At 27.7% G+C, this 12,219-nt stretch carries 11 protein-coding genes; 4 read left to right on the top strand and 7 right to left on the bottom strand.

Annotated features, from left to right (window positions below; translation table 11 throughout):
* Positions 1 to 831 carry an ABC transporter permease gene (locus tag OXH55_RS02245; protein WP_268047844.1) on the bottom strand — a complete coding sequence of 277 codons (831 nt, stop codon included), beginning with the start codon at positions 829 to 831 and terminating at the stop codon, positions 1 to 3.
* Positions 832 to 1,079: 248 nt separating this feature from the next.
* Positions 1,080 to 2,618, bottom strand: a complete 1,539-nt coding sequence (locus OXH55_RS02250; protein WP_268049007.1) for a BCCT family transporter — start codon at positions 2,616 to 2,618, stop codon at positions 1,080 to 1,082.
* Positions 2,619 to 2,861: 243 nt separating this feature from the next.
* On the opposite strand from OXH55_RS02250, the gene OXH55_RS02255 reads away from it, so the two are divergent.
* The 3 genes from OXH55_RS02255 (at position 2,862) to OXH55_RS02265 (ending at position 6,765) form a co-directional block, all read left to right on the top strand.
* Positions 2,862 to 4,499, top strand: a complete 1,638-nt coding sequence (locus tag OXH55_RS02255; protein WP_268047845.1) for a BCCT family transporter — start codon at positions 2,862 to 2,864, stop codon at positions 4,497 to 4,499.
* Positions 4,500 to 4,606: 107 nt separating this feature from the next.
* Positions 4,607 to 5,284: a response regulator transcription factor gene (locus OXH55_RS02260; protein WP_268047846.1), complete on the top strand. Its 678-nt coding sequence runs from the start codon at positions 4,607 to 4,609 to the stop codon at positions 5,282 to 5,284.
* A 143-nt stretch (positions 5,285 to 5,427) separates the two neighbouring features.
* Positions 5,428 to 6,765 (top strand): sensor histidine kinase, encoded by a 1,338-nt coding sequence (locus OXH55_RS02265; RefSeq protein ID WP_336296752.1) that lies wholly within the window; start codon positions 5,428 to 5,430, stop codon positions 6,763 to 6,765.
* 29 nt (positions 6,766 to 6,794) lie between these two features.
* Here the strand turns inward: OXH55_RS02265 and OXH55_RS02270 are convergent, their stop codons facing one another.
* Positions 6,795 to 7,646 carry a hypothetical protein gene (locus OXH55_RS02270; protein ID WP_268047848.1) on the bottom strand — a complete coding sequence of 284 codons (852 nt, stop codon included), beginning with the start codon at positions 7,644 to 7,646 and terminating at the stop codon, positions 6,795 to 6,797.
* A 275-nt stretch (positions 7,647 to 7,921) separates the two neighbouring features.
* Here OXH55_RS02270 and OXH55_RS02275 point away from each other — a divergent pair, with 275 nt between their 5' ends.
* Positions 7,922 to 8,836 carry a DMT family transporter gene (locus OXH55_RS02275; RefSeq protein WP_268047849.1) on the top strand — a complete coding sequence of 305 codons (915 nt, stop codon included), beginning with the start codon at positions 7,922 to 7,924 and terminating at the stop codon, positions 8,834 to 8,836.
* A gap of 98 nt (positions 8,837 to 8,934) precedes the next feature.
* Here OXH55_RS02275 and OXH55_RS02280 read toward each other — a convergent pair whose 3' ends face one another.
* The 4 genes from OXH55_RS02280 to OXH55_RS02295 form a co-directional block, all read right to left on the bottom strand.
* A complete protein-coding gene (locus tag OXH55_RS02280) occupies positions 8,935 to 9,345 on the bottom strand; it encodes a hypothetical protein (RefSeq protein WP_268047850.1) in 411 nt (136 codons plus the stop codon).
* Between the two features lie 172 nt (positions 9,346 to 9,517).
* Positions 9,518 to 10,591, bottom strand: a complete 1,074-nt coding sequence (locus OXH55_RS02285) for a leucine-rich repeat domain-containing protein (protein WP_268047851.1) — start codon at positions 10,589 to 10,591, stop codon at positions 9,518 to 9,520.
* 37 nt (positions 10,592 to 10,628) lie between these two features.
* On the bottom strand, positions 10,629 to 11,066 hold the full coding sequence (locus OXH55_RS02290; protein WP_268047852.1) for a hypothetical protein: 438 nt from the start codon (positions 11,064 to 11,066) through the stop codon (positions 10,629 to 10,631).
* A 462-nt stretch (positions 11,067 to 11,528) separates the two neighbouring features.
* Positions 11,529 to 12,083 carry a GNAT family N-acetyltransferase gene (locus OXH55_RS02295; RefSeq protein ID WP_268047853.1) on the bottom strand — a complete coding sequence of 185 codons (555 nt, stop codon included), beginning with the start codon at positions 12,081 to 12,083 and terminating at the stop codon, positions 11,529 to 11,531.
* Positions 12,084 to 12,219: the final 136 nt, after the last annotated feature.

The raw sequence follows: 12,219 nt of genomic DNA on the forward strand, positions 1-12,219 counted from the left end.
TTAAACCCCTCTTTCGTTTAACCTACTGGCCAATTTGTTTATTATAAATATTACAGTTACAGTACTTATACTCATGATGGCTGCTACTACAGAAGCCGAATTCCAATCTCCAAGGGTCATAGTTTTTTGATATATTAGAGTGGATAATACCATATTCTTGTTTCCCCCTAATAATTGAGGTGTAGTATAAGTAGTTAATGCTCCTGTAAAAACTAAAACAGATCCAACAATTAGTCCTGGAATACTTAAAGGAAATATAACCTTAAAGAAAGCTTTAATTCTACTTGCACCTAAGCTTTCTGCAGCCTCTAAAAGATCATTTTCTATATTTTCCATAACTCCAACAAGTGATACTATCATTAAAGGGAGAAATAAATAAACCGTACCTATTATAATGGCAAACTCTGTATAGAGAAGCTTAACTGGCTCTTTAATAAGCCCTATATTCATAAGAAATGTATTTACTATTCCATTCTTACCTAAAATAGTCATCCAGGCAAAAGATCTTACAACGGAATTGGTCAAAAGTGGGAAAACTGTGCAGGCAATCAATACGCCTCTTATGTTTTTATTACTTCTAGAAATGAAATACGCTACAGGTATTCCTAAAACCACTGAAATAACAGATGTAATTAGAGCTATATTTAAAGTTCTTTTAAATATTTCAACATAATATTGATCCTTAAAAAATGCAATATATTGTTGAAAATTTATGCCTGTTTTATCTACAAAAGTAGGTAATATTATGTACACAAGTGGTATAAATAAGAATATGAATATTAATGCAATACCAGGAATCAATAATAAATATAGCCATTTATTTTTCTTCATAAATCTTCTTCCTTTCTCTCAAATAAAACTTTTCTGCTGAACTTATACATATTTTTCAATTATTAATATTCGTATATGTACGAATATTAAACTACTCATTTGGTTTATAATTCACTTTTAGTATAGCATCTACATTTTTTCAAGTCAATAATTTTTATTAATCTATAATGTAGTACACAAAAAAACTTCTTAAGAATTTTTATATCTAAATTTAAAAATTCTTAAGAAGTTTTTTATCATAATTCTATTTAAACTGTTCTTACGCTCTTCTTTCTACTATCTTTTAATTCTTTTTCAACTTCATCTTCTAATAGTATCTTTTCTTTTTCTTCCTTCAAACTTTTCTTAAAGGAAACCATAGCAAATATCATTATAAATGCAAATGGAAATGCAGCTAATATGGAGGCAGTTTGAATCATTTTGAGACCCCCTGCTAATAAAAATATAATAGTTAAAGCACCTTGAAGTATTCCCCACACAACTTTTTTTAAATTTTTAGGATTTAAATCTCCTTTTGAAGAAAGCATAGCTAATACAAAAGTAGATGAATCAGCTGAAGTAATAAAGAATATCATTGATAGTATCATGACTAGATTACATATAAAAAATCCTAAAGGATATTTACTAAGAACCATAAAAAATGCTGTTTGTGTCTTTTTAGCAGCTTCTAAAGCTAGTGAATGATCTACATTAAATCCTATTGTTCCAAATACAGCAAACCATATAAAACATAATAAAGATGGTATTATTAAAACTCCTAATAAAAATTCTCTTATAGTTCTTCCTCTTGAAATTCTGGCAATAAATATTCCTACAGGAGGTGCCCATGCTATCCACCATCCCCAATAAAACAATGTCCAATCATTATACCAACCACCGTGTAAAAATATGTTATTGTTAGTGGTCACCAGTTCTTTACCATATATCGCCAGTCCACTAAATAAATTTTTAAATATGCTTGATGTAGGTCCTACTATTACAGCAAGCCCAATCATTAATGCTGCTATGAAAAGATTAATGTTTGACAAAATTTTTATACCCTTGTTAATTCCCACAATAGCTGAAGTCATATAACATATAGTAACTATACCTATTATTATTAGCTTTATTTTTATATTTTCAGGTATGTCAAATAAAAAATTAAGTCCTGCATTAATTTGCAAAGTTCCAAGGCCAAGAGAAGTAACAACCCCAGCTACTGTTGCAAATATTGTGAATATATCTATAACATTACCAAGCCATCCTTCAGCTCTTTTTTCTCCAATTATTGGAATAAGTGCACTACTCATTAAAGCAGGCTTTCCTTTTCTATACTGCATATATGCCAATATTAATGCAAGAATAGCATAACATGCCCACGCTGATGTACCCCAATGCAAAAATACTTTTTTTAAAGCAAACATTTTTGCTTCTTCAGTAAATGGTTCCACATTAAGAGGATTTGTATAGTGCACTAGTGGTTCTGCAACGGACCAAAAAACAAGTCCCATTCCCATACCTGCACAAAAAAGCATTGCAAGCCATGATATGAAACCGTATTCAGCCTTTTCATCATCTTTTCCCAACTTTACTTTTCCTACTTTACTGAATATAAGGTAAACACAAAATATAAAAAAACTCAAAATAACACCAGAGTAAAACCAATAGAATTTATTAAGTAAAAAATTCAGAGCATTACTTGATGCTGTTTCAAAAGTTTCAATATTAAAAAATGCATAAATTAAAATAAGTATTAAACTAATACTTGAAATATAGAACACCTTGTCCTTTTTGATTCTATCAATAATAGAAGTCACATATTTCCCCTCCTTAAGCAACAACTTACATAATATCATAAGATGTATGTTTAAACAACTTTATTATAGCATATAAGTTGCCACTTGTAAAATATGTAAATCAACTTTAATAATGATATATAAGTAAATATTATCCTACTTAAATGTAATAAATATTTTTTGTTCTATCATCTTATAGCATGAATACTCTTATTGAAATTAATAAAGAATAACTATAGAAAGAGGTGATTTAAAATGAAGGACGATATTAACGAAAGACTTGAAGAAAAGTTATATAGCAGAAACTTCACTAAATTTGGTCTAGATATGAATCCAGTTGTATCTATAGGTGCTGGACTCATTATTCTGCTTTTTTCCGGATATGCACTTCTAAATTTAGAGCGTGCAAATGAAGTTTTCGTGAGTGTTAAAAATGTAATTATATCTAAAGGGGATTGGCTTTTTATATTATCTAGTAACTTTTTTATTGGAATTTGCATATTTCTTGCATTTTCAAGATTAGGTAATGTTAAAATAGGTGGAGTTAATGCTGAACCTGAGTTTACAAACTTTGCATGGTATTCAATGTTAATATCTGCTGGTATGGGAATTGGATTAATGTTCTGGTCAGTTGGGGAACCTTTATATCATTTTACATTTACTCCTCCAATTTTCCAAAGCAAAAATGCAATTAATTCAGCTTTGGCAACTACTTTTTTTCACTGGGGAATACATCCCTGGGCAATATATGCATTATTATCTTTAGCTTTAACATTTTTTGCTTACAATAAAAATCTGCCACTTTCTTTAAGGTCTGTATTTTACCCAATATTAAAAGATAAAGTATTCGGTATTATAGGTGATATCATTGATATAACTGCAGTGGTAGCATGTCTATTTGGACTGGCAACTTCACTTGGTCTTGGTGTACAGCAAATTAATAGTGGTTTAAATTATTTATTAGGAATACCTTTTGATGTTAAAATACAAGTTGTATTAATTGCTATTATTACTTTTATAGCTACTATATCTGTGGTTTCTGGAATAGATAAAGGAGTTAAATTCTTATCCGAATTAAATATTAAGATAGCTTTTATATTTATGATTGCTATTTTTATTCTTGGACCAACATTATATATACTAAGTTTATTTTCTAATGCTTTAGGTATTTACTTAAATGACTTTATTAAATCTTCTTTTTTTATATCACCAAAAGACAAGAGTTGGCAAGGTAGTTGGTCTGTATTTTATCTTGCATGGTGGATATCTTGGTCTCCATTTGTTGGAATGTTCATCGCAAGAATATCTAAAGGACGAACAATTAGAGAATTTGTATTAGCAGTATTATTTGTTCCATCTCTTTTATCATTTATATGGTTATCAATATTTGGCGGTAACGCTATATATATAAATGAGCAAGTTAATGGAAAATTATTTGCAGTGGTACAGGATAATCTTCCAGTCGCTTTATTTGAGATGGTAAGTTATTTAAATATACCAATTTTATCAGGTATTATAAAAACTATTTTATCAATAATAGGTACATTATTAGTTATCTCATTTTTTGTTACTTCAAGTGATTCTGGTTCATTAGTTGTAGATAATATTACATCAGGAGGAAAATTAGATTCGCCAGTACCTCAAAGAATATTTTGGGCTGTAATGGAAGGATTTGTAGCTGCCATATTACTATTAATTGGCGGTAAAAAAGCTCTTTCTGCATTGCAAACAGCTGTAATTGCTACAGGACTTCCCTTTGCAATTTTGTTAACTATAACCAGCATATTGCTTGTGGAAAGTATCCATCATTCTTATAAAAAACAAAAAAGAATTAAAGATATAAAATTATATAACAGCATCATTGAACATACTTCTGAAGAAAATGAAAAATGACATATACCCATCTTCCTTTCCTAATACTATGTTATAATACAGTTGAGTATACATAACGTGTAGCAGCATGTATACTTAACAAAAATATGATAAGTGAGGAAATTAAGATGAGTACAAAAAAAGTATTGATTGCTGACGATGAAGCCCTTATAAGAAAACTTGTAAAAGACTTTTTAAAAAAGCAAGATTTTATTGTAATAGAAGCTGAAGATGGCCAGCAGGCATTGGATATTTTTTTTAAAGAGCAGGATTTTGATATTGTTATGCTGGATGTAATGATGCCAATCTATGATGGATGGTCTGTTTGCAGAGAAATTAGAACAGAATCAAATGTTCCTATAATTATGCTTACCGCAAGAGATCAGGAAAATGATGAATTATTTGGATTCGAGCTTGGAGCAGATGAGTACATAACTAAGCCTTTTAGTCTTAATATACTATCAGCAAGAATACAATCATTATTAAAACGTACCAATAGCACCAATAAATCAATATTGTCCTTTGATGGATTAGATATAGATAAGGATAAGCACAGCGTTAGTATGGATGGTTGTAATTTAGATTTAAGTCCTACTGAATATGATCTTCTTTTTTATATGGCTGAAAATAAAGGAATTGCCCTAAGTCGAGAGCAGCTTTTAAATTCAGTATGGGGTTATGATTACTTGGGAGATGTAAGAACAGTAGATACCCATATAAAAAGACTTAGATTAAAACTAGGTGATAAAAGCAACTTCATCCAAACTGTAAGAGGACTGGGATATAGATTTGAGGTGACTAAATGAAAAACTCTATAAGAGCTAAGCTTTTTAAGGTAATTTGTTTTCTTATCACCTTTTTTATAGTTTTTTCATGGTTTCTCAATTTAAATTTTCTAGGTAAATATTATACTCTTAAAAAGAAAAACATGTTGATAGATAACTACAAAATGATAAATGAAATATACAAAGGTAATCTTGAAGATATTTCTCTACAACTAGAAATATTAGAACGTTCTTCGGGTATTCATATTACAATTCAAAACATGAATTCTATAAAATATGATTCTTCACATAAATTTTTTAATAATAATCTTAAAAACCGTAAAATTCCATATGAAAAAATAATTCCATATAAAAAAACGGTTGATTTGATTCCTAATATACATAAAATACCTGCTGAAAAATATATCTTTAGAGTTACAAAAGACCCTAGATTAAAAACCAACTTTTTAAATCTTATTTCTGTTTTAAATAATAAAGATATCCTAATATTGAGCACTCCATTGGTAGCAATACAGGAAAGTGCGGATATTGCAAATAATTTCTTTCTTTTCACAGGAATTTTAACGCTTATTATAGGCGGCATTCTAGCCTTTATATTATCAAAACGTTTTGCAAAGCCTATTTTGGAATTAAATAATATAGCAAAAAAAATGTCCGTACTTGATTTTTCAAAAAAATATGATGTAAAATCCAATGATGAAATCGGTGAACTTGGAGATAGTATAAATTCTCTATCTTCTCAACTTGATAAAACTATTTCAGACTTGAAGTTTGCCAATGATAAATTAGAAAAAGATTTGGAACGAGAACGTAAGATTGACGAGATGAGAAAGGAATTTATAGCAAATGTATCGCACGAACTAAAAACCCCACTTTTTCTTATCCAAGGATATTCAGAAGGATTAAAGCTTAATATTACTGAAGACGAAAACGAAAGAAATTTCTATTGTGACGTTATAATGAATGAAACAACTAAAATGAACAAACTTGTAAAACAGCTTTTAGAACTGTCTCAATTAGAATCTGGAAATTTAAAGTTAGAAAAAAACTCTTTTGATATTTACTCTCTTTTAGATACCGTAATAAATAAGTTTAAAGCAGTTCTTGATGATAAAGAAATTTCTATAGATATACCTGCCAAAGATAATATAATGGTATATGCTGATAGGGATAAAATTGAACAGATTTTAGTAAACTATACTACCAATGCTATTAATCATGTAGATGATAAAAAACAAATAAAAATTGTTATGGACACCATAAAAACTAAAGTTCGTATATCAATATTCAATTCAGGAAAACATATTCCTGAAGAATCTATTGATGAAATCTGGACCAGTTTTTACAAAGTTGATAAAGCTAGAACTAGAGCTTACGGTGGAACTGGATTAGGATTATCCGTTGTCCGCAGCATTCAAAATCTTCATAATAATGCTTATGGAGTAATGAATACAGATGATGGTGTAGTTTTCTGGTTTGAATTAGATAAATATGAAAATTAAAATACGCCCTCCTCCCGAGGGCGTATTTATTATTTATTTGTATTTTCTTGTACTGGCATATTTTTATTCATCTTACCTTTAAATCCTGGTTTATGATGCTTTTGTGGATGTCCAGGTAGTGTTTTTCTTATTTCTTTTGCTTGTTCTTCCGTAATTGTTCCATCTTCTATAAGGCTCTTTATAGGGTTCGTATGATTATTCTTTAAGTTTTTTATATATTCTTTTCGTTCTTCCTCACTCATATCCTTAAATTTTTCAAAATCAGCTTTTTTAGTGTCTTGTGCAGTTTTTATAGCTGATGCAATTTTATCTGCTTGTTCTTGAGTTATTGTTTTGTTTTCTACAAGTTTACTTAAATCTTCTTTTAATTTTGCATCTTTTAATTCAACAGCCTTCTGATGCATTTTTTCTCTTAGTGCATCTGCCTTTTCCTGAGTTAATATACCTTCATCAACCAATTCTGCAAACAATTCTGGTTTTCTTTGTTTACCCTGTTTATCTGTTCTATCCATTTTTCTATCTTTTGGTGCTTTCTTACCTTCTTTTTGTGCAGCTTCTCTACGCTGTGCCATGAATTGTTTTGCTTCTTCAGCCTTTTTATCTACATATGTTTTTATTTTGTCACTTTCGTCCTGTGTAATTAAGTTTGAACTTACTGCTTCTGTTAAAACTGCCTCAAATACTTTATTCATTTCTTCCATTCTATCTTTATTAAATTTGTTTTTATCCATAGGTATTCTGTGTTCTATTTTCAAACTTTTATCAGTATCTGTAGCTTTTTCAGTTGCAGCGAAAGCTGAGCTTGCAGCTGATAATGCCATTCCTCCTGCTAATAATCCACACATTATTTTAGCTTTTAAAGATAATTTACTTGATTTCATTTATATTACCCCTTTCATTTTTTTATTATTTGCTTGTTTCTATGCTTTTATTATAGGTATATAATATGGCAGTTTTGTGACAAAATGTTGTAATGTTTGTGACATATATATTCTAGTAAAAAATCACGATTTTAAATGTAAAACCTAATTTTTATATTAAAATTGTCCTTAATTCAGCTAAATCCTTCTAAAATCAAAAAAATTGGAGCTTTATATAATTTTATTATGGTTATATAATCCTATAGGAAAATTAAATATTTGCGGAGGAACCTATTATGGATAGGAACAAAATCACTGGGACATTACTTGTTATTATATCGGCTATGACCTTTGGAAGCTTGCCTTTGTTTTCAAATTTTGCTTATGCTCAAGGCATACCGGTAAGCACTCTACTGTTTTTAAGATTTTTTACAGCAAGTCTTATTTTATGGCCATACGTTTTAATAAAAAAGCTTCCATTTAAAACTTCAAAATATGTCTTTGGACATCTTCTTTTAATAAGTTTTATTGGATATGCATCTTCAGCCTCTGGACTTTTTTATGCTTATAAATATATATCAAGTTCTCTGGCTACCATTATAATTTATTGTTACCCTATTATAGTTGTTGGGTATGAAATGTTTTCTTCTAAAAAAATAGATTATAAGAAAATTTTCTGTTTACTAATAACATTACTTGGATTAGTTCTAGTAGTTTGTACAGGCCCTATTAAAATGAATTGGACAGGCATTTTACTTGCTTTTATCAGTGCCGTTGGATATGCGTATTTCTGTATAGGACTAGAAAAAAAAGAAACTCAAACATTAAACTCCATAGTAATTTCAACATATGTTATGAGTTCCTGTATGATAGTTTATTTTTTACAATGCATAATAACTAAACAAACATTATTGCCACCAAACACCAAAAGCTTTTCATATGCTGTGATTTTAGGTATTTTGTGCAGCATTGTGCCTACAGTAACTCTATATGAAGGAGTTAAAAAAATAGGAGTTGGAACTTCTGTTATCATAAGTACCTTTGAACCACTTTTTGTATGTATTTTAGGAGTTATCTTCTTAAATGAAATTGTAACTTCAAATATGATTATAGGTGGATTACTAGTTATTTTTTCATTGATGCTTTTACAAATGCCAACTCTAAAATTCCCATTAAAAAATAAAAGACGGACTATATATAATTCAAAGTAAACATATTCAATACTAATCTTATTAAAATTAATAGGAGTAAAAGAATTTTCATTCTTTTACTCCTACTTAAAAGTACAACTCTCTTTAATATAAATTTATTATACTGTCTCATGCTTATTAATAATGAAATTTTTAAAGTGAATTGTAATGACATAAATAGTCATAATAATAAGTGCTATACACACTAAAGCTCCAATTGCAACTAGTACCCTTGATAACATACCTAAATCTAAAATAATTGGAAGGAATATTGCTGCTGCTGAATAAAAAGGAAGCTTTATATTTAAGCTGCTCATATTATATTTTTTACTTAAAAATTTTAGCCCTACCCCAATCATTAATAATAAAGGAATACATACTATTGGTATTACTAAAAATTGAGTTCCACATGATTCATACCATGGCAAATTTTTATTAAATGATGTATAAATCATCAAAGCAAATAATAAAACTATAATCTGTGATAAATTTAATATTGTATATGTAATATTTCTAATCTTTTGTTCCATTTTTACACCTCGTACAAAAATTTATTTTTATTAATTTTCATTGCATACATTATAAATCTTACATTAAAATAAATTCTCCTTTTATGAAATCACCACCTTTCTTTTATACTTTTAGTGTAATTTTACACTATTGTTGTAAAAACGTCAATATAAATTTTTATACAATTCAAATCTACCTTATAGTAACATTAGGTAAACCTTTTAACTCTTGTATAGTCTTATCATCAACATCTTCTAAAAAAATTTCTTCTAAAGATTTTAATTTCTTAATATGATTAATATTTTTTATATTTACATTGTAAAGATACAATTTCTTCAAATCTGTAAAATTCTCTATACCATCTAAGCTCCCAATTTCACAATCACTCACACAAAGCTTATCAAGATATTTTAAACTTTTTATAGTATAAAAATTTTTAAAATTTATTTTATTTATAAATAATTGTTTTAAATTAGGAAAATTATCCATACTAAAAGTTTCATATGTTTTTTCTTCTTCTATGTCCCATTTTTCTATATTACGAAAATGTAATTCTTCTACAGAATTCATTTGCCCTATATTTGATAAATCTTTCACCTTACTACCATAAAAAGATATTTTTGTAACTTTAGTTAACGAAGATATAAGATTTAAATTTTTAATTTTTTTATCTCTAATATTATAAATCTTAATTTGTTCTAAATTTTTTAACTGCTCTATTCCTTCTAAATTAATTACATCTCTAAATGACTTAATATCTATAAACCTTATTTTTTGTAAATTCTCTAGTGTTATTCCTCCATCGCACCAATTCCTTTCGAGAGCTTCTTCTACACATCTTTCAAAATTCCTATCTTTTATCAATCTATTTTTACTTATGTAAACATTAATGCAGGTAACTAAAGAAATTATTAATATACTAGATAAAATTTTCTTCCATTTATATTTTGAAATATCTTTCCAAATATAAATAACAACAAGTGTTGTAAAATAATAAGCTAATATAATACTTATTGTATAATCTATTTCCAGCTTATTCATTACAGCACTTAATAGAATAATTCCCATTAAAATTATCAATTCAATTCTATGAAGTTTTCTGAAAATTATTAAATGACAAAAATACACTATCCAATATAAAATTAATCCTGAATAAATAGTAGTTTCTATATTAATATTAAGTAGATATACAATTATCATTATTACTAAAAGTACTGAATACATTAACTTTTCCTTTTTAAAATTACTCTTTACTTTTTGCTCCATGACCCATCCCCCAATAAAATATAATCATTTACGAATATTATGATTTATTGTTAATCTTATATCTTCTTTTATTTAAATATGTACCAATTGCACTTGCCATAATTACACTTATCCATTGATACATACTTATAAATATTCCTATAATTCCAACTCCATAATCATTAGGATCAGTATGAGTAGGGAAAAATTTAGCTCCTTCAAATAAAATTATAAACCAGTATATTACGTAAGGAACTGAAATAAATAATACATTTAACCAACTTCCTTCTAAAAACAGTCTTATTGCAATTATGTAAAGTAGTGTTAATAAGACAACTCCCAAATTTAGCAATATAACATTAGTAAACATCCAATCATAAGTTATTAATAATCTCATATATAATTCTCCAACAATAGCAAAAACAATGCTTAATATTTGAGTTACAAGAATCTGTTTTATTATCTTGAAAGCTTTATTGTTAATACTATTTTCCATATATAATCACCTTCTTTCTTTAATCTTTTACACCTTCATTTCTAAATACCTAATAACAATTAAGCTTCATTTTTTCTAAATCCCCAAATAGTAGTAACGCTTCCTAAAAAACTAGTTAAGTATTCAATTCCACTCAAATCAAAATTAGCATCTACTGCAAGGATACCTCTTGCAAATCAATTCTCATCCTATTGTACTATATTAAACCTTAAATGTATAAAAATAGTATAAATCTATTATTTGATGCATAAGAAAAGAACTTCATATTAGTTTTCAAAAAATAAATAGAGCTGCTGAATCAGCAGCCTGAAATTATAGTTATATTTATAGTTATTACTTTTTGTCATTCTAATGTTTCAATCCTTGCTTTAATTAAAGTTGCTAAGTTGCTCTTAAGTTAGGAATAGAAGAATTTTAGAATAAAAATTCTTAACTAGTTGAAATAATGATTATGCTCATTATCTAATCTATTATTGTTCTTACAAAATAGTCGTCATATATCATAAATTTCTTGCCCAATGGAATATATCCTTTTTTCTTTAACGAAATGACTCTTTCTTTTGCTGTCGGAAACGCTTTTGTAAGTATAGATTTCACATCAAATAGATAATAAAACGATTCATTTGTAATTTCTAATATAGCATCAATAACTTTCTGATTTTCGTATTTGCTCTTTAAATCTATTCTTAAAACACCATAATGATTAAAATCATCTTCTGATATTCGTTGAAACATCTCAATAGTTCCAATTATTTCATTAGTACTATTTAGAATAATCGTCCATCTCACAAAATAACGATTACTATATGAATAGTTCCAAAATTCAATTGCCTGTTTCATTCTTTCCATTGAAGTATAATAAAAATCATCTCCGTGACAATTATCATAATTAAAAAATGGGACCGACTTTTTATCGGAGTAACATTTTAATAACTCTTCTGCATCATCCAAAATTGTTTGCCTTAATGTAATGTAGTTGTTTTTACAAGTTGGACATACTTCATATACATTTTCCATCCGCTATTCCTCCTGCATATTATATAAATAATATTTGTTTCGCAATATCTTTATATTATTCAACATCAAAACATATTAAATTGTATCATGTTAATCCTTACAATAACAAAATAATATATATTTTACAAAAACATTT

Origin of the sequence: Clostridium ganghwense (genome assembly GCF_026735165.1) — a bacterium.
Taxonomy (GTDB): Bacteria; Bacillota; Clostridia; order Clostridiales; family Clostridiaceae; genus Clostridium_H; species Clostridium_H ganghwense.

Excerpts from the sequence above, each read along its gene's own strand:
- OXH55_RS02260 (WP_268047846.1), top strand. The coding sequence starts at position 4,607 with ATGAGTACAAAAAAAGTATTGATTGCTGACGATGAAGCCCTTATAAGA.
- OXH55_RS02275 (WP_268047849.1), top strand. The coding sequence starts at position 7,922 with ATGGATAGGAACAAAATCACTGGGACATTACTTGTTATTATATCGGCT.
- OXH55_RS02255 (WP_268047845.1), top strand. The coding sequence starts at position 2,862 with ATGAAGGACGATATTAACGAAAGACTTGAAGAAAAGTTATATAGCAGA.
- OXH55_RS02285 (WP_268047851.1), bottom strand. The coding sequence starts at position 10,591 with ATGGAGCAAAAAGTAAAGAGTAATTTTAAAAAGGAAAAGTTAATGTAT.
- OXH55_RS02295 (WP_268047853.1), bottom strand. The coding sequence starts at position 12,083 with ATGGAAAATGTATATGAAGTATGTCCAACTTGTAAAAACAACTACATT.
- OXH55_RS02265 (WP_336296752.1), top strand. The coding sequence starts at position 5,428 with ATGATAAATGAAATATACAAAGGTAATCTTGAAGATATTTCTCTACAA.
- OXH55_RS02270 (WP_268047848.1), bottom strand. The coding sequence starts at position 7,646 with ATGAAATCAAGTAAATTATCTTTAAAAGCTAAAATAATGTGTGGATTA.
- OXH55_RS02280 (WP_268047850.1), bottom strand. The coding sequence starts at position 9,345 with ATGGAACAAAAGATTAGAAATATTACATATACAATATTAAATTTATCA.
- OXH55_RS02245 (WP_268047844.1), bottom strand. The coding sequence starts at position 831 with ATGAAGAAAAATAAATGGCTATATTTATTATTGATTCCTGGTATTGCA.
- OXH55_RS02290 (WP_268047852.1), bottom strand. The coding sequence starts at position 11,066 with ATGGAAAATAGTATTAACAATAAAGCTTTCAAGATAATAAAACAGATT.